The organism is Mycobacterium sp. E3305 (assembly GCF_001666785.1).
Lineage (GTDB): Bacteria > Actinomycetota > Actinomycetes > Mycobacteriales > Mycobacteriaceae > Mycobacterium.
Genome location: NZ_LZJA01000207.1, coordinates 1 through 17,435 on the forward strand (window position 1 = coordinate 1; position 17,435 = coordinate 17,435).

15 protein-coding genes and 1 pseudogene are annotated in these 17,435 nt (G+C 67.1%); 8 read left to right on the plus strand and 8 right to left on the minus strand.

The window, feature by feature from the left end; translation table 11 throughout:
- Together A5701_RS19520 and A5701_RS28325 are read right to left on the minus strand one after the other, a co-directional pair.
- On the minus strand, nucleotides 1–592 hold a 592-nt coding region (locus tag A5701_RS19520; RefSeq protein WP_067757465.1), incomplete at its 3' end, for a TetR/AcrR family transcriptional regulator.
- Between the two features lie 14 nt (nucleotides 593–606).
- A complete protein-coding gene (locus tag A5701_RS28325; RefSeq protein WP_156670172.1) occupies nucleotides 607–768 on the minus strand; it encodes a hypothetical protein in 162 nt (53 codons plus the stop codon).
- Nucleotides 769–1,259: 491 nt separating this feature from the next.
- Between A5701_RS28325 and A5701_RS19525 the strand changes: the two genes are divergently transcribed.
- The 7 genes from A5701_RS19525 to A5701_RS19555 are packed head-to-tail and all read left to right on the plus strand — an operon-like array spanning nucleotide 1,260 to nucleotide 9,402.
- Entirely contained in the window at nucleotides 1,260–2,465 is a 1,206-nt protein-coding gene (locus A5701_RS19525; RefSeq protein ID WP_067757468.1) for a PPE family protein, read from the plus strand.
- Nucleotides 2,466–2,509: 44 nt separating this feature from the next.
- Nucleotides 2,510–3,082 (plus strand): dTDP-4-dehydrorhamnose 3,5-epimerase family protein, encoded by a 573-nt coding sequence (locus A5701_RS19530; protein ID WP_067757471.1) that lies wholly within the window; start codon nucleotides 2,510–2,512, stop codon nucleotides 3,080–3,082.
- Nucleotides 3,082–4,653, plus strand: a complete 1,572-nt coding sequence (locus A5701_RS19535; RefSeq protein ID WP_369807435.1) for a sugar transferase — start codon at nucleotides 3,082–3,084, stop codon at nucleotides 4,651–4,653. Before A5701_RS19530 ends, A5701_RS19535 begins: the two co-directional genes overlap by 1 nt.
- A 6-nt stretch (nucleotides 4,654–4,659) precedes the next feature.
- Nucleotides 4,660–6,120, plus strand: a complete 1,461-nt coding sequence (locus A5701_RS19540) for an oligosaccharide flippase family protein (RefSeq protein ID WP_067757474.1) — start codon at nucleotides 4,660–4,662, stop codon at nucleotides 6,118–6,120.
- A gap of 23 nt (nucleotides 6,121–6,143) precedes the next feature.
- Nucleotides 6,144–7,187 carry a glycosyltransferase family 4 protein gene (locus A5701_RS19545; RefSeq protein ID WP_067757504.1) on the plus strand — a complete coding sequence of 348 codons (1,044 nt, stop codon included), beginning with the start codon at nucleotides 6,144–6,146 and terminating at the stop codon, nucleotides 7,185–7,187.
- Nucleotides 7,188–7,244: 57 nt separating this feature from the next.
- The gene (locus A5701_RS19550) at nucleotides 7,245–8,204 is read left to right on the plus strand and encodes an NAD(P)-dependent oxidoreductase (RefSeq protein WP_067757482.1); all 960 of its coding nucleotides are present in this window, start codon (nucleotides 7,245–7,247) and stop codon (nucleotides 8,202–8,204) included.
- A gap of 28 nt (nucleotides 8,205–8,232) precedes the next feature.
- Nucleotides 8,233–9,402 (plus strand): glycosyltransferase family 4 protein, encoded by a 1,170-nt coding sequence (locus A5701_RS19555; RefSeq protein WP_197505018.1) that lies wholly within the window; start codon nucleotides 8,233–8,235, stop codon nucleotides 9,400–9,402.
- Here the strand turns inward: A5701_RS19555 and A5701_RS19560 are convergent.
- Both A5701_RS19560 and A5701_RS19565 read right to left on the minus strand, forming a co-directional pair.
- A complete protein-coding gene (locus tag A5701_RS19560) occupies nucleotides 9,377–10,330 on the minus strand; it encodes a UDP-glucuronic acid decarboxylase family protein (protein ID WP_067757487.1) in 954 nt (317 codons plus the stop codon). The two genes, A5701_RS19555 and A5701_RS19560, sit on opposite strands and share 26 nt — an antisense overlap.
- Before the next feature lie 9 nt (nucleotides 10,331–10,339).
- The gene (locus A5701_RS19565) at nucleotides 10,340–11,656 is read right to left on the minus strand and encodes a UDP-glucose/GDP-mannose dehydrogenase family protein (RefSeq protein ID WP_067757490.1); all 1,317 of its coding nucleotides are present in this window, start codon (nucleotides 11,654–11,656) and stop codon (nucleotides 10,340–10,342) included.
- Between the two features lie 200 nt (nucleotides 11,657–11,856).
- Here A5701_RS19565 and A5701_RS19570 point away from each other — a divergent pair, with 200 nt between their 5' ends.
- Nucleotides 11,857–12,612, plus strand: a complete 756-nt coding sequence (locus tag A5701_RS19570) for a class I SAM-dependent methyltransferase (RefSeq protein WP_197505019.1) — start codon at nucleotides 11,857–11,859, stop codon at nucleotides 12,610–12,612.
- Nucleotides 12,613–12,686: 74 nt separating this feature from the next.
- On the opposite strand, the gene A5701_RS19575 is transcribed toward A5701_RS19570, so the two are convergent.
- From A5701_RS19575 to A5701_RS19590, 4 genes and pseudogenes are all read right to left on the minus strand, one after another.
- Nucleotides 12,687–14,384: a GMC family oxidoreductase gene (locus tag A5701_RS19575; protein WP_067757495.1), complete on the minus strand. Its 1,698-nt coding sequence runs from the start codon at nucleotides 14,382–14,384 to the stop codon at nucleotides 12,687–12,689.
- Nucleotides 14,381–15,307, minus strand: coding sequence for an aldo/keto reductase (locus tag A5701_RS19580; RefSeq protein ID WP_067757507.1), 927 nt, complete (start codon nucleotides 15,305–15,307; stop codon nucleotides 14,381–14,383). The genes A5701_RS19575 and A5701_RS19580 overlap by 4 nt, the downstream gene beginning before the upstream one ends.
- 16 nt (nucleotides 15,308–15,323) lie before the next feature.
- Nucleotides 15,324–16,337 carry a glycosyltransferase family 4 protein gene (locus A5701_RS19585; protein WP_067757497.1) on the minus strand — a complete coding sequence of 338 codons (1,014 nt, stop codon included), beginning with the start codon at nucleotides 16,335–16,337 and terminating at the stop codon, nucleotides 15,324–15,326.
- A 136-nt stretch (nucleotides 16,338–16,473) separates the two neighbouring features.
- Nucleotides 16,474–17,223 (minus strand): annotated as a pseudogene (locus tag A5701_RS19590) (O-antigen ligase family protein); the annotation flags it as partial.
- Between the last annotated feature and the right edge of the window lie 212 nt (nucleotides 17,224–17,435).

The following is a 17,435-nucleotide window of genomic DNA, read 5'->3' on the forward strand; positions in this document are numbered from 1 at the left end:
TCCGGTTGAAGATCCCACCCAAGATCAGCATCCAGCACTTTTCCAGGTCGGTGAGGAACCGTTCCGGGTCGTCCAGATTGCTGGTCTTGCGCAGCCCCATATGCAGCGACACCATCAGCCGTCCGACTGCGTCGGGATCACAGCGTTCGTCGATGTCACCCTCGGTGACGGCCTGCTGGACGACCCCCGACAGGGCTTCCACCCAGCCGCTCACCAACGTGTCCTGCAGCCCCCCCGACTGTCCGACCGACTCGATCAGATTCAGGCCGGCCCTGACCAGATCGGTCTTGATGTCTTGAACGGCGATCAGATACGAGAAGTCGATCAGGGTTTCCAGGCCCGAAAGTCCGCGGGTCAACAGGTCTCCGACCGCGACGGTCGCCGCGGCGATCTGCTTGTCGATGAGCTCCACCGCCAAGGCGTGTTTGGACTTGAAGTGGAAGTACATCGCGCCCTTGGTCAGCTGGGCCTCGGCCAGGATGTCATCCAGACCGACGTCGTGGTACGGCCTGCGCGCGAACTGATGGGAGGCGGCGCGCAGAATCTGCCGCCGCGTCGCGTCGGCGCGTCCGTCGGTCGAGTGGGTAGTCATGGGAATCTGCCAGCTCAGCTCTCGTCGGCCCGCCGGGTGTGACCCTGGCGCAGCGGCGTGAACCCGGCGGGGAAGCCGGGCTCCGCGACGTTGGCGTGTATGACGCGACCGATCTCGTCGGGGGTTGCGACCCGGACCTGGTCGATCGCCGTCAGGTTGATGAGCAGGGCATACACCTCGGTTCTTGGGCGGTCTTGAACTACACCGACCGGCCACCCCCGGGCAGTACATGGGCCACGTCTGAGATTAGCAGCTGCAGGCGTCTGCCTTGACGCTTGCGTAAATACCTGTAGTCCACATCACACCCTCTTTACAAACTATTAGTATGTTTCGTACGCTATTATCACATTGTCAGTTTGTAGGGCCGGGCGGCCCAAACCCACGGTTCGCCCAGTTGAGCGGCAAGAACGCCCGATCCCGGGCCCTTTGCAGGATGTTAGGAGACGCAGATGCCGGTCGTGACCACCAGGCCACGCGCTCTGGCAGCGTCAGCAGGTAGAAGGCTCGGAAAGGGACAAAGGACCTTCGCGATCGCAGGCCAAATACTCTTCGGCACAGCTTCCACCATAATCAATACTTTGGGTATGTTTAATGCGGTAATCGCGCTCCTCGGGTACGGCCCGGCGGTCGTCCGTCTCCGCACCGCCACCGGGGACCGGGGTCTGACGTGATCGATTTCGGGGCGTTCCCGCCGGAGTTCAATTCCGCGCGGATGTATGCCGGCCCTGGTCCGGTGTCGCTCGTGGCGGCCTCGGTGGCCTGGGATGGCCTTGCCGCCGAATTGCATTCCGCCTCAAGCTGTTACCGCTCGGTGATAGCCGGATTGACGACCGGACGCTGGTTGGGTCCCTCGTCGTTGACCATGGCGTCCGCCTTCGCTCCCTACATGGCGTGGACCGCCGGGGCGGCCGCGCGGGCCGCGGAAACCGCAGGCCAGGCCAGGCTCGCGGTGGAGATCTACGAGGCCGCCTTCGCGATGACCGTTCCGCCGCCGGCAGTCGCCGCCAACCGCGTCCAGCTCGCGACGCTGATCGCCACCAACTTCTTCGGCCAGAACTCGGCGGCGATCGCGGCCACCGAGGCCGAATACGGCGAGATGTGGGCACAGGACGCGGCGGCGATGTACCAATACGCCGCGGGTTCGGCGGCCGCGTGCGACGTGACACCGTTCAGCCCGCCGCCGGACGTCGCCAACCCGGCGGGGGTGGCGACCCAGGGCAGCGCGGTGGCGCAGGCCGAAACGTTGGCGGCCACGCACACTTCCCTGTCGAACGTGATGTCCTCGGTTCCCAACGCCCTGCACGGGCTCTCGTCGCCGATGTCCGCCAGCACCTCCACCCTGACCCAGGTCGGTACCGGCACCGCGAGCACCGCCACCAGCACGGCCAGTTCGTCGCTGATGGACAGCCTCGCGTCGAGCCTGCCCAGCTCGCTGCCCACCTACTTCATGGCGGGAGCGACACCGTTGTACGGGATGTCCTCCATCCTCGGCATGGCTCAGACCGCGCAGGGCTTGGTGAATGGGGCTGCCCAGGCGGCGGGCACCGCTGCGGCGGGGGCCGCGAGCGCGGCGAGCACGGGCGCGGGCGCGCTGGGATCGCTCGGCTCGCTCGGATCGGGTGTGGTCGGGAGCCTCGGCAGCGCGGCCTCGCTCGGTCCGCTGGCGGTTCCGGCGAGCTGGACCAGCGTGATACCGGCGGCACACAGCGCCGCTTCCGCACTGCCGACCATCAGCCTCGCCGGCGCCAACACGCCGCCCAGCATCATGGGCTCGCTACCGCGCCTGGCCGCCGCGTCGGGCAAGAACCTCGGCCCCCGGTACGGCGTCATCCCGACCGTGATGACGCGGCCGCCTTCCGGTGGATACGCGTAGGCCATGACCCTGACGAGAACGACCCGTGACCCGAGGAGCGGTGAATGAAGTACACGCCCACCCAGATCGCCGGCGTGACGATCATTGACCTCGAGCCGCAACGCGACCATCGCGGCTTCTCGTCCCGTTCCTTTTGTGCCGACGAATTCGCCGACCGCGGGCTGAGTTTCGACGTCACCCAGACCAACATCTACTTCAACTACACCCGCGGCACCGTGCGGGGCCTGCACCATCGGGTGCCGCCCTACGCTCAGACCCAGGTGGTTCGCTGCACCCGCGGCGCGATCGCCGCCGTCGCGGTCGACATCCGCCCGGGGTCGCAGACCTACGGCGACCACGTCATGGTCGAGTTGAGCGCGGACAACTACCGGGCGCTCTTCCTGCCGCCGTTCGTCGCCCACGGCTTCCAAACGCTGATCGACAACACCGAAGTCAGCTATCAGGTCAGCGGGGAGCCCGCGCCGTCCGACGCCCAGGGATTCCATTGGAACGACCCGGAATTCGGGATCGTGTGGCCGCTGCCGGTCACCGTCATCTCCGAGCAGGACGCCAGTTGGCCATCGCGAACGCCGAGCTTCGCTTCGATCGAGAGTGCAGCGTCATGTCTAACCCGTTGATGACCCAGGAATTGGTGGACGTCGTGCACGCCGAACCCGGTCCGACCAAGCGGAAACCGGCCGGCATCACGTCATTGCCCAGCCGCCGCACCGGCGCTCTGCCGGCCCCCGCGGCCGCGGCGCCCTCGCCCGCTGGCAGCGCGATCCGGCGCTGGCAGCACCAATATTCGCACCACCTGCGCATCAGCGACACGCTGATCGTCTGCGCGTCGGTGCTACTGGCGCAGTACGTCCGATTCGGCGAAATCGCCAACACCTCGGGTTACTCGGACGTCGCGATGACGATGCTGTCGTTTCTCTTCGCGGCGCTATGGCTGTCGTCGCTGGCGGTATTCCAAACGCGCTCACCGCGAGTCATCGGCGCCGGCATCGACGAGTACCGCCGGATCGGCAGCGCCTCGTTCTGGACGTTCGGAATCATCGCGATGGTCACCTTGCTCGCCAAGGTGGACCTGGCCCGCGGTTACCTTGCGATCGCGCTCCCCGTCGGGACCATGGGCCTGCTGGGGAGCCGCAGCCTGTGGCGCAAGCACATCCGGCAGATGCGCGCGAACGGTCAGTGCCAGACGACGGTGCTGGCGATCGGGGACCGCAAGGCGGTCTCTCACCTGGCCCACGAACTTTCCCGCAACCCGCTGGACGGATACCTCGTGGTAGGAGTTTGCATTCCGGGCTACGGGCCACCGCGCGGCAACACCATCACCCTCGGCGGACGCGCTGTGCCGATCCTCGGTGACGTCACCCACGCGGTGGCCGCCATCAACAGCTGCGGTGCGGACACCGTGGCGGTCACGCAGACGGACCACTTCGGGATGCACGGGATCCGAGAACTGATGTGGCAGCTGGAAACGATGGACGTCGACGTCGTGGTCTCACCGGGCGTGATGGACGTCGCGGAGGCCCGCCTGACCCTGCGCCCGACCGCGGGGATGCCGCTGTTGCACGTCGAGAAGCCGCAATACGAAGGGACGCAACGCTTTCAGAAGCAGGTGTTCGACTTCCTGTTCTCGCTGGCGGCCCTGATCGCGACGGCGCCCGTCCTCGTCGCGGCGGCCGTCGCCGTCAAGCTCACCAGCAAGGGCCCGGTGTTCTACCCATCCGAACGGATCGGCATCGACGGCAAGCCCTTCAGGATGCTGAAGTTCCGGACCATGGTCGACGGCGCCGACACCCAGATCGAGCACCTGTTGGCGCTGAACGAGAGCGCCGGCGGCATGCTGTTCAAGATGCGCGAGGACCCACGGGTCACCCCCGTCGGCAAGATCCTGCGCAGGTTCAGCATCGACGAGCTGCCCCAGTTCATCAACGTGCTCAAGGGTGACATGAGCGTCGTCGGCCCGCGCCCCCCGCTGCGCCGAGAGGTCGACAACTACGACGGTGACGTCAAGCGGCGACTGCTGGTGAAACCGGGGGTCAGCGGGCTGTGGCAAGTGAGCGGCCGATCGGACCTCTCCTGGGAGGAGTCGGTGCGGTTGGACCTGTCCTACGTGGACAACTGGTCGATGTCGGGTGACCTCATGATCATCGCCAAGACGGTTAAGGCCGTTCTCACCAGTCACGGCGCATACTAGGGAGTCATGACTGAGCCGACGACGCCCGAGGCGGTCGTCCCGTCGGTGCCGCTCTCCCGGATGGCTCACGCCTTCTCGATCCAACTGATCTGCCGCGCACTGGGAATGCTGGCGTCGGTGGTCTCCGTGGCGATGACCGCGCGGTACCTGGGTCCGGGCCGCTACGGCCAGCTCTCCATCGCGGTCGCGTTCGTGGGAATGTGGAACAGCTTCGCCGATCTCGGTGTCGCCACCGTGATCGTCCGCCGCGTCACCTCCGGCCGCGGCGACCTCGAACGTCTGGTGCGCGTCAACAGCGGACTGGCCCTGATCTACTGCGTTCCGCTCGCCGCACTGGCGGCCGGTTCCGGGCTGCTCGTCTATCACGACTACGACGTCCGGGTCATGCTCGTGGTGCTGTCCGGGGGCCTGCTGCTGCAGACCATGACCACCCGCTTCGAGCCGGTGTTTCTGGCCACCGTCCGGTTCTCCGCGGTGGCCATCTCCGACGTCACGGCCCGCACGGCCACCCTGGCCATGGTCGCGGTCCTGGTCTCCGCGCACTCGAACGTCATCTGGTTCGCGGTGGCACAGCTCATTCCGCCCGCCGTCCAGCTGGTTATCCAGGGCGCCGCGGCGATGCGGCACATCTCGGTGCGCCCGGTGTTCGCGCTGCGCGAGGCCGCCGATCTGTTGCGGGAAACCCTGCCCCTGATCGGATTCCTGGTTGTCGGAATCCTTTACACCCGCGCCGACGGTGTGATCTTGTCCTTGCTCAACACCCACTCCGAGGTGGGCGTGTACGGGCTCGCCTTGACGATCGCGTTCAACACCATCGTGGTGTCGCTGGTGTTCCTCAAGGCGACGCTGTCGACGGGCACCGAACTGTTCGCGCGGGACGTGGCGGCGTTCGCCGCCTTCCTGCGCCGCAGCGTCGAGCTCATGTATTTCGCGGCGGTCCCCGTCGCGGTGGTCGGAGCGCTGCTGGCCGGACCGTTGATCGCATTCTTCGGCGACAAGGCGTTCGTCGCGCGGGGAACGCCGACGCTGGCGTTGCTGTTCGTCGCGGCAGCGCTGCGGTTCGTCGGCGGCACTCTCGGCCAGGGTCTGGTCGCCAGCCACCACCAAAAGGTTCTGCTGTGGTTGACGGTCGCCACGCTGGTGGTCAACGTCTCGCTGAATCTGGCTCTCGACGGGCGGCTGGGCGCCGTCGGGCCCGGCATCGCGCTGGTGTGTACGGAATTCTTCAACATGCTGTTCAGCAGCTGGTGGCTGCACCGGCGGTGCGGTTACCGTACGCCGGTGATGTTCTTGCTGCGGGTGCTGATCCCGACGGCCGCCAGTGTCGCGGTGACACTGCTGCTTTCGGGTCAGCACGTCGCGCTGATCCTGCTCGCCGCCGCCGCGGCCTACCTGGCCACCAGCGCCGCGGTCGGCCCGCTCAAGTGGTCGTCGCTGGCGTCGTTGCGCAGCAAGCAGCTGGCGTGACCGGCCGCGTGAAGTCTCCACGGGTGCTGTGGCTTTCGCCATGGACACGGCCGGCGGTGCGCGTGCAGTCCGAAGCGCTGATCCGGCACGGGGCTGACGTGCTGCTCGTGACCTCTGACCGGCACCCGGAGTCAGATGCCGCCCGCGAGTACGAGGTGGTGCTCGAGCCGCGATTCCTGTCGGCCAAGACGTGGCCGCCGACGCTCAAGGCCTGGCGGCTCGTCCGCAAGTTCCGGCCGGACGTCGTGATCGCCGAACAGGTCCGTGATCCACGGTGGATTGCACTGGCCGGAAGGACGCCACGCATCCAGGTGATCCACGACGATCGCCCCCATGACCCCGCGGAAGCGCTGCCCGCCTACGAACTCGCGGCGCTCGATCGCTGGGGCGCCCGCTCTGCGGCCACCATCGCCTACTGCGAATACGTCGCGCGCGCGGTCGCGACACGACGCGACGTGATCGGCACACCGGTGCACGTTGTACCGCTCGCCAGCGATCTCGATCTCGACCGCGTCCCTCCGTTCGTGGATGCCGAGGGGCGCCACGACTTTGTCATGTTCGGCCGGCTCAACCCCTATAAGAACGTGGACGTGGTGTTGCGCGCCTGGCAGTGCCACGTCGAAGGCGGCGGCTGGCGCGGCGACGACCTCATCCTGATCGGCGACGGAGCGCTGGACGCCGACAAGCTGCCCGCGCACACGCAGTGGCGTCGCGGCGGCTATCGCTACCGCGATGTCGTCACCACCCTGGCCGCCGCCAAGGGCTCGATCGCCCACTACCGGCGCGCCACTCAAAGCGGCGTGCAGGTCCTCTCAATGCAGTTGGGCGTCATGCCGATCGTTTCCACCGAGGGCGGGCCGCCCGAGTATCAACCCCCGGACTGCCCCCCGATCGGCGTCGACGACGTTGCCGGACTGGCGGCCGCTTTCGACGTCCTGGCCGACCCGGACACGGCGGCGCGGCACGGGGCCACCGCGGCGCGGCACTACGAGCGCCATTGCGCCGTCGACCTTGTCGCGGATCGCTTCCTGGAGGTCATCGACGAGGTGATGGGCCGTCGACGTTGACCGGGTACCGAACACACCTCGCGTATCCGGATGTATGGACGCGAGAGGGATAGAAACGTGAGCACGTATCTGGTCACCGGGGGTTGTGGATTCATCGGATCGGCGGTCGTCAACTCGTTGCTGGAGCGGGGCGCCGAGGTCTTCGTCATGGATGACCTCTCGCTCGGAAAGGACCACTGGCAGAAGGCACCCCGCAAGCCGACGCTGATCGTCCGCGACATCCTCGACGCCGACGCGTGCGACGAAGCATTCCGTGACATCAAGCCGCAGAACGTCATTCATCTTGCGGCGCAACACTTCGTCCCCTGGTGCGAGGAGCACGTCTACGAGGCGTACACCTTGAATGTGCATGGCACGTTGAACGTCCTGGAGTCGTCACGCCGGCACGGCGTCTCAGCCTTCTTCTTCGCATCTACCGGCGACGTCTACCATCCGAACTTCGTGCCCCACCGGGAAGTTGATCCGACCGGGCCGGTATATGTCTACGGCCACACGAAATACCTGGCCGAGCAGCTGTGCATGCGCTATTTCGAGTCCACCGGATGTTTCCGCACGCTGGTGATCGGGCGGCTGTTCAACGCCGCCGGACCGCGCGAAACCAATCCGCACATGCTCGCCGAGGTCACCCGTCAGATCGCGCAGGAGGGCAAGCGCGAAGTGGAAGTCGGTAACCTCTGGCCACTGCGCGACTACGTTGACGTCGACTCGATGGGCGCCGTTATCGTCGACACCGTTTCGCGGATAGCGGGATTGGAGATCGTCAACATCGGATCCGGCAAGGCGATCGAGGTCCGCGAAGCGCTGGACATCATCGCGTCCGTCCTGCCGTTTCCCGTTGACTTCACCTCGGTGCCCGAGCGCCAGCGCCCCAACGACCGACCGTTCCTGTGCCCGGATACGCACCGGCTGCGCCGCACCATCGGCCGTGCGGCGGAGCCGTTCGGCCAAGCCACGGCGCGAAAGATCTTCGCCGAGTACCCGGGCATCGCGCTCGAAAGTGGCCGCGGTGCGCCCTGATTCCGTCCGCCCGCTGCGGGTCGCCCTGGTGGGCGACTACCCCACCGATGAAGGCGCGACCGTGCACAACGGGGTGCAGTCGGTGACGTACACGTTGGCGCATGCGCTGGCTGCCCGTCCCGACGTCGAGTGCCACGTCGTCAGTGCGATGAACGGCGTGACCACAACCTACCGGCGGGCCGGCGCCCTGCACGTTCACTACGTCAAGCGCCTGAACCTCCCCCGATTGGTCACACTGCGTGTCAACGACGTGCCGCGCCTGGCGGCGGTGATCCGTTCGATCAATCCCGATGTCGTGCATGGACAGGGCCAGGATCGCCACGCGCTCGGCGCGTTGGCGAGCGGGGCGCCGACGGTCATCACTCCGCACGGCGTGCTCTTCATCGAGAGCCGGTTACTGCAAAGAAACCGGTGGGACGCGTTGGGCGCCTTGAAAAAACGGGCTGTCGCGAACATGGAGCGGGAGGTGTTTCGCCGCGCCCGGGACATGATCATCATCTCGCCGTACCTGGCGCAGGTTTACGGGCCGATGCTGACGGCGCGCTGCCGGTTCATCGAGAACCCGATCCAAGACGACTTCTTCCGCATACGGCGCGCACCGGAGCCCGGCCGAATGTTGTTTGTCGGAACCCTGGTGCCGCGCAAGAGTGTGGACCATCTCGTGCGCGCGGTCGGCGAGGTCGCCAACGACCGTCGCGCCATTGCCGACCGGCCGTGGCGGGCGGGCCTGCAACTCAGGGTCGCCGGCCCCATTGCGGACCCGAGCAGCGAACACGAAGTCCGGCGGGCGATCGACGAATGCGGCCTGGGGGAACGGGTAAGGCTGCTCGGCCCCATCGGCCACGAAGAACTGCTCGATGAATACGCGCGGGCTCAGGTTCTCTTGCTGGGCTCGCGCGAAGAGACCACTCCGCAAGTCGTCGCTCAGGCCATGGCGTGTGGACTGCCGGTGATCGCCTCTCGCGTTGGCGGCATTCCGGACATGGTCGAGGACGGCAACACCGCGCTGCTGTTTCCGCATGGCGATGTCGCGGCCTGCGCCGGGCAGATCCGCCGGATGCTTGACGACGACGCCTTCAGAGCCGGCATCGAACAGCGGGTACGCGTCGAGGCTCAGCAGCGTTTCGACCCGGAATCGGTTGCCGAGCAGACCGTTAGCGCCTATCGGGAGGTCATCGCCCGAGATCGGCAGACCTGAAGTACTCGATCGTGAGTTTGACGCCTTGGCCGAATGGGACCACCGGGCGCCAGTCGAGCCTCGACTCGGCGAGGGCGATGTCCGGCTTGCGCTTCTTCGGGTCGTCCTCGGGCAGGGCCCGGAAAACGATCGGAGAGGGCGATCCGGTCATCTCCTTGATGATGCGGGCGACCTCGAGGACGGTCAGCTCGTCCTGGCTACCGAGGTTGACGGGTCCGGTGAAGGAGGCCTCGCTGGTCGCCATCTTCACCAGCCCGTCGATCAAATCGTCGACGTAGCAGAAGCTTCGGGTTTGGCTGCCATCGCCGAAGATGGTGATCGGTTCGCCGCGGAGCGCCTGCACGATGAACTGCGAGACGATCCGCCCATCCTCGGGATCCATCCTGGGGCCATAGGTATTGAAGATCCGGACGACCTTGATCCGAGCGCCGAAACGGCGCGCGTACTCGAGCATGAGTGTTTCGGCAACCCGCTTGCCCTCGTCGTAGCACGCGCGGGGGCCGAAGCAGTTGACGTTCCCCCAATAGCTTTCGGTCTGCGGATGCAAGGTGGGATCGCCATAGATCTCGCTGGTAGAGGCCTGCAGCATCGTCGCCTCTTTGGCGAGCGCCAGCTCGAGCACGTTCCTCGTGCCGAGGTAGTTGGTGTCGAGGGTGAACACGGGGTCGCGCTGGAATGCGAAGGGCGAGCCCGGGCATGCCATGTTGAAGACGAGGTCCAGCGGTCCCGCCACAGCAGCGGCGTCCAGCGGCCGCGTGACGTCGTGTTCGAAGAAGCTGAACCCCGGGTCATCCGAGAGGTGGGCGAGGTTTTCACGCCTGCCGGTATAGAAGTTGTCCAGGCCGAGAACCTCGACGCCGTCGCGGCGAAGGCGATCGCAGAGGTGGGATCCGAGGAATCCGGCGGCGCCGGTGACGAGGGCTCTCATCCACCCAGCCTAGTGGCGGCCCATGCCGTAGTAGTCGAAACCCTCGGCCCGCAACCGCCTGGGGTCATAGATGTTTCGACCGTCGAAGACGACATGACCCCGCATGGCCGACCTGACGCGCTGCCACGACGGCCGGTGGAACTGCTTCCACTCGGTGACCAGGACGAGCGCGTCGGCGCCCTCGACCGCCTCGTACATGTTCCCGGCGTATTCGATCGAATCGCCCAGCGCCTCTTTGGCTCGCACGCTCGCCTCCGGGTCGAAAGCCCGCACCGTCGCGCCGAGCTCGAGCAGTCGCCGCACGATCACCAGCGAGGCGGCCTCGCGCATGTCGTCGGTCTGCGGCTTGAAGCTCAGGCCCCACAGGCCGACCCGCAGGCCGGTCAGGTCACCCGCGGGCCGTCCGTCACCGAAGTGCGCGACGATTTTGGCGACCAGCGTTGCCTTCTGCTCCGTGTTGACCTGGTCGACGGCGCGCAGCAGCCGCATGTCCGTGCCCAGTCCCGCGGCGGTGTGGATCAGGGCCTGAACGTCTTTCGGCAGACAGGACCCGCCGTAGCCGACTCCCGGGAACAGGAATTCGTAGCCGATGCGCCGGTCCGCCCCGATGGCCTCCCGCACCGCGCTGATATCGGCCCCGGCCTTCTCGCAGAGGTTGGAGATCTCGTTGATGAACGAAATCTTGGTTGCCAGAAAGCAATTGGCCGCATACTTGGCCATCTCGGCGCTCTTGATGTCCATGACGATCAACGGATGGAAGGTGCGCAGGTACGGCTCGTAGAGCTCCCGCATGATCTCCACCGCGCGTTTGGAGTCGCTGCCGAGGATCACGCGGTCGGGCTTCATGAAGTCGGTGACCGCCGTGCCCTCCTTGAGGAACTCGGGATTGGACACCACGTCGAATTCCTGCGAGGCCGTGGCGGCGATGATCTCGCGGACCCGCTCGGCGGTGCCCACCGGGACGGTCGACTTGTCGACGACGACCTTGTAGCGATCCAGGTATGTCCCGATGTCGGCGGCCGCCGCGTGCACGTAGGACAGGTCGGCCTCGCCGCTTTCGCTCATCGGCGTCGCGACGGCGATGAAGACCACGTCGCCGTGTTCGATCGCCCTGCGCCGGTCGGTGGTGAAATCGATCGAGCCGTTCTCCCGGTTCCGGGCGATCAGCTCGGCGAGGCCGGGTTCGTAAATCGGAACCCCCCCGGCCATAAGCTCGTCCACCTTCGCCTGGTCGATGTCGACACACACCACGTCGTTGCCGCTGTCGGCCAGGCAAGCGCCCGTGACGAGCCCGACGTACCCGCATCCGATGATCGAAATCTTCAAGACGACACCTTCGCTTCCCGATGATCGCCCAATCGTCCCGCACGCGAGCGGCCCACGCGCACTTTTTCAGCTAGCTTCTTTGACCGCTCGAGATCAACCGGAATCGGCAGCGGGCCCAGGCACGCCACCGGCGCGGGACAGCGGGAATCTTTGTCCAAATGGGATTTTGGCGACAGCCCAGGTCGGATAGGGTGTGGTGCGTGCCTAACGCGGATGCCGAGCGCGACCCGACGCCATCGGCGCCAACCCGGCGGCTCCTCCAACGCGTCGGCGGCACGGCAAAAACGAAAGTCCGCCTGTCGCTGATGAAGGCCGGCCGTCGAGTGACGGCCAGCCGGCTGGCGAATCTGCGTTCAGTGCTCAGTTACCTCGAGCTCGGCCATTGGCTGGCGCACGATTTTTCGAATGCAACGGTAGATGTCGTCGCCGACCAATTTGCGTTGTTCGACCGGGCGCTGGCCAAGGTCCGCGGGCAACGGCCCCTGTACCTCGAATTCGGTGTGTTCGAGGGCGGCTCGATGCGGTGGTGGTCGCAGCACCTCCCGCATCCCGAAGCGAGGCTGATCGGTTTCGACAGCTTCGAAGGCCTGCCGCAGGACTGGCGGCCCGGCCTGGGAGCCGGCCACTTCGACGTCGGCGGCGAGCCGCCGAAGATCGATGATGCCCGCGTCTCGTTCGTCGTCGGCTGGTTCGACGACAGCCTCCCGAAGTTCGACGTCCCCGAGCACGACCAGTTGATCATCAACGTCGACTGCGACGTGTACTCCAGCGCTGCCACGGTGCTGAGTTGGGCAGAGCCGTTTCTCCAGCCCGGTACGTTGATCTACTTCGATGAGTTCCCCGACCGCGATCATGAGATGCGGGCATTCAGGGAACTCATGGCCCGTTCGCCACGGGAGTTCCGCCCGCTGGCCACGGCGCGTGGCCATCACTGGCTGTTTGAGGTCGTCAAGTGACTCCACCCGCGGCAGCTTCCGCTTTGGCTGTCCGCAAATAACTTGGGCGATACCCGGATTCAGCCCATGAACCATCACCCGCCGGCGATTCCGGGCCGCTCCGCTCGAGCGCCGATGAGCCGCTCCGCAAGCCGCACACCGAGCGCTATCCCGAGCAGCGTCGGGTTGGCCTGGCTCGACGTCGGCAGGACCGAGGTGCTCGCGACGTACAGCCCGCGCACCCCGTGCACCTGAAGGTCGGGGTTCACGACGCCGCCGTCGGCGGTCGCAGACATCCGGGTCGTGCCGGCCTGATGAAAGCCGGCGTAGCCCCGCATGAAATCGTGCACCGAGGCCTCGACGTCGTCGGCGAGCCACTCCACGTGTCCGACGCGGTGGCGGCGCAGCTGCTTGTCGATGAGGTCGATTGCCCTGCGCACACTTTCGTAGTCGGCGTCGGAGAAATGCATGTGGGTGCGTATCCGGCGCATGCCGAGGGCATCGCGTTCGTCGGTCAGCTCGATGCGGCTGTCCCAGTGCGGGAGATGCTCGCCGTGGTAGTGCAGCAGGTACCGATTGCCGGACCCCTTGACGAAGAAGCCCGGCGCCTTGCGGCCCCGGCGCAGGAACCGCGCGTAGGAGAACCGGACCGCGAATCGGATGGAACCGAACAGGTCTCGAACGATGTTGCGCAGGTGCGCGGCGACGCGCGGCGGGCCCGCGGTCTTGGTGTGGGCCTCGCGGATGGCCGCCGCGAGCAGGAAACGCCCCAGCGGGGAGATCAACGTCAGGTAGACACCCGACAGGATTCCGCTGCCGTGCGCGGGATCGCTGATCGGCGGATTCACCATCCAGACAGCGGCATTCGGCATCCCGAGTTCGCGTTGCAGCTGTGGAGTGAACGTGAAACGGCGTCGGACGTAGACGCCCTCGCGATCCCGCTCGTGTTCGTAGATGACGTCGTCGCTGGTGAAGTGCACGCGCGCGACCCGGGCCTCGACGTGGGACATGTACCAGCGCCCGAGGTGGCCGCCCGCGTTGCCCAGCCCGGCCGGATGATGACGATCCGACGCGAGCAGCAGGCGGGTGGCCTCCAGGCCGCCGGTGGCAAGGACGTAGTCCGCCGCAACGACTCTGCCCTCCCGTCCATCGAGCGTCTTGACGACGAGATGGTCGACGGCATCACCGGCTTCGGTGGTCACCACCTCGGTGCACGTGAGGCCGGTCCACACCGTCAGTCCGGGGGTGTCGCGCAACTCGGCGCGGTACTCGCGCCCGAAACGCGTTGGCAACGACCAGCGTTCGAGGTCGGTGGTGCACACCTGTTCATCGGGCAGCCCCACGACCAGGTCCCGCTGGGCCAGCTCCGGGATGCCCCGCGCATTGAAAACCGCCTGCCCGCATCCCGCCCAGTCGCAGGCCCGCTGCAGGTAAGGCTCGACATCGTCGAACCCGATCGGCCAGGGCGACTGCGCGGTGATGGGCCGATTCTCGAAGTCGATGGCGTCGAACTTGACACATCGCCCACCCCACAGCGCCGAGGTGCCGCCCAGCTGCCGGCGAACGGAGACCTCACTGCGTGAATGAAAGTAGTCGTCCTGGCGGGAGTCGAATGTCGCCAGCTCCTGTGCCGCGCGGTCCTTACGTTCCAGACCACTTTCGATCAGCGCCACCTCGACGCCGGCGGCCGCGAGCTCGAGCGCGGTAGCGATGCCAATCGGGCCGGCACCGACCACCACGACATCGGTTCGGATGGTCATATCGGGAGCGAACTGCGCCGGACCAACGATCACGCGGCGGGGCCCCGTCGCAACTGCCGGGCGAGATCTACGAAACGCCGCAGCAGCCCCGCGTCGGGCGGCGACGAGACGGCTTGCGCCGCGTCGGCAACCCGCCGCGGGTCGGTGCTGCTGTAGAGGATCGCGCGACAACCCGTGGCCGTGGCCGACGACGCCAAGATCAGCCTCGGCAACACACCGGGGGCCAGCGGGTCCATCTCGAGTGTTTCCCGCCAGCGTTCGGCCGTTCGGGCATCCGCCGACAGCGCCGCGGACAGCGTCGTGTACGTCCGGTTGAAGACCCCGAACACGAGATCAGCAGGTCGTGGCGGAGGACCGAGAAGGTCGCCGCGGACCTGGCTGACGCCCCGCGGTGCGAATGCACCGGCGAAATCCACCTCGAGGCCCTCGTCCTGGGACACACCCCAGGCGCGAATCTTGCCCGCCCGGTGGGCCCGTTCGAAGAACTCGCCGAGTTCCTCGCTGGCGACGGTGTCGAAAGGCCTTGGGCCGTGGACGAACAAGATGTCGACGTAGTCGACGCCCAGCGCCGCCAGGCTCAGGTCAAGGCTGCGGGTCGCGACCGCCGCGTCGTAGCGCCGCGGGGTCAGGTCCGGTTCCTGTTGCCGCTTGACCGCGCGGCGCAGCGCCGGGGCTTTGCGCAGCAACGCCCGAGCAGGCGCCTGGAAGCGGCCGAGACGCCGGGCCGCCCCGCCGACGTCGATGCCGAACTTGGTGGCCACCGTCACCGCGTCGCGATTCACGCTGCGCAGGAACACCCCCAGCTCGGACTCCGCCATGCCGAGGCCGTACATCCGCGCGGTGTCGAAGTGCGTGATGCCGTGCTCGACCGCGCTGCCCAGCACGGCCATCCGCTCCTTGCGGAACGGCGCCTGCATCAAACCCCCGCACCCGAAACCGACCGCGCTGACCTTCAGCACCGGTCCGCTGAGCTCAATCTGCTCCAACGCCGAGGCTCTCGTAGATCCGGCGAAGCTCGGCGCCGATGACCTCCGGGCTGCGCGTCGCCGCGATGTGCGCCTGACCCTTGAGGCCGTCGCGCTCCGCCAGCTCCGGATCGCGGAGGTACCGGCCGATCGCCGCCGCCAACGCGGGCGGATCGTCAACGGGGACGAGCATTTTCGGGTCGGGAACGATGCCCGGCGTGCCGGAGACGGGGGTCGCGACGGCCGGGCGCGCGCCTGCCAGGGCCTCGGTCACGATCAGCGGCATCGCCTCGGCGCGCGACGGCAGCACCACCACCCGCGCGGACCGGATCAACTCGGGGATCGCGTCCGGATGCACCGCGGGTTCCACGGAGAAGCGCTCCAGCTGCGGGGGCGTGTAGTCGTCGATGGGCCCGACCACCCGGCACCGTCCTTCGATGCCCTCGTCGAGCAGCAGCTGCCACGCCGCCGCGAGCGTGTCGACCCCCTTGCGCAGGCCGATGGTCCCGGCGAAGAGCGCGACCGGCGGTGTCGTGCTTGCCCCGGGCGCGTCCCAGTCGATCGGTGCCGGGTTCACCGAGATGGTGCTCGGCACCCGTGGGGCCAGCTCCGCAACGGTGGCCCGCGCGTCCTGCGAGAACACGATCAGGTGGTCTGCGCGGCGCAGGGTGGCACCGATATAGCGGCGGTGCCGAAGCGCTTCGTTGGCGACGTCGGCGCCCTGCAGCGTCGCGACAATCCGCAGGCCCCGCGCCTTGGCCAGGCGAATCAGCGATCCTTCGCGCAGCCACGCCCCGCCGTCTGAGATGTGGAAGTGCACGATCGTCGTGCGGGGCGCCCGGGCCAGCACGGCCGCCGCGCGCGCGGTCAGCACGAAGTTCTTCGCGTGGTGCCGCCCTTCCCACGTCGACAGGACGCGGATGTCGTCGGCGCCCATCTTGTGGTCCCGGATCACTCGAATCACGGTCTGCGTCCCGCCAAAGCTGTAGATGCCCGGCCCGACATGAATGACGGAGATCATCGCAGTCCGGAAATGAGATCGCACAGCGGCGCGTGGCGGGGATGGTCGAACAGGCAGCTATTTCGCATTCGGCTAACTCCCAAGGTGATTGGCCACGGCGTCAAAGTACACCGGTCGGCCGCTCGTCGTGCCCACTTCAGTGGGCTCCGGACGGTGCCGTGAGTACGGCCGCGTCGGGGTTGACCGCGGGGTTGGCGTCGCGCTCCCTGCCGCGCAAGCCGGCGAACCCCATCGCCGAACCGAGCGCGATGCCCAGCGCGAAGGCGTCCGATGGCATCTCGGGCAACGGCCAGACCCAGGATATTGCGAGGAGGCCGGCGCTGACCGCCACGCTGACCTTCGCCGCCGCGGTGCGGCAGCGCACCGCTTGGATCAACGGGATCAGCGCGAAGACGACGAACGCCGTCATCCCGACCGTGCCCGCCTTCGCCAGCCACCACAGATAGAAGTTGTGCGAGTAGGCGGGATAGAACTTCGCGGAAAACTCGTCGTCACCTTTCGGCGGCTGATACGCGTAACCCAGGCCATGGCCGAATACGGGCGCCTGAGCGATCGAGCGGTTCAGCAGGGAGTTCTCCCGCAGCCGCTCCAGCGCCGATTCGTCCACGGCGAGCGCGCTCGACGAAACCCCGCCGAGCACCCGCTCGTTGAAGGCGGTGAGCTGGTCGGCGAGCCACGCGCCGGCTTGCGAACCGTGCAGCAAGAACAGCAATCCCGGCACCGTCACCGCGATTACCGCCGCGAAGATCGCGGTGACGACGGCGGTCCGGCGCAGGGTTGGCACGCTCAGGCTGACCAACAGAGCCGCCCCCGCCGCGACGGCCATCGAGATAAGCGTGTTCCGGGAGAACGACAGCAGCGAAATGATCAGCGCGGGTGGGCCGAGAGTCTGGGGGCCGCGACCGGCGCCGACCAAGCTGTCCGGATCATCCTGACCACGCAATCCCCGGCCACCGCGACGCTGAGCGCGCTGGTGGCCGCCGCCATCATCGGCTGCCTGAGGCCTGCCACGCTGCTGACCCTCGGCCCACCCGCGCTGATCATTTCGCTGCTGTCGTTCTCCCGGAACACGCTTATCTCGATGGCCGTCGCGGCGGG

What these genes read in the sequence shown, in the direction of transcription:
- A5701_RS19540 (WP_067757474.1), top strand. Translation starts at nt 4,660, where the DNA reads ATGACTGAGCCGACGACGCCCGAGGCGGTCGTCCCGTCGGTGCCGCTC.
- A5701_RS19535 (WP_369807435.1), top strand. Translation starts at nt 3,082, where the DNA reads ATGACCCAGGAATTGGTGGACGTCGTGCACGCCGAACCCGGTCCGACC.
- A5701_RS19530 (WP_067757471.1), top strand. Translation starts at nt 2,510, where the DNA reads ATGAAGTACACGCCCACCCAGATCGCCGGCGTGACGATCATTGACCTC.
- A5701_RS19585 (WP_067757497.1), bottom strand. Translation starts at nt 16,337, where the DNA reads ATGATCTCCGTCATTCATGTCGGGCCGGGCATCTACAGCTTTGGCGGG.
- A5701_RS19560 (WP_067757487.1), bottom strand. Translation starts at nt 10,330, where the DNA reads ATGAGAGCCCTCGTCACCGGCGCCGCCGGATTCCTCGGATCCCACCTC.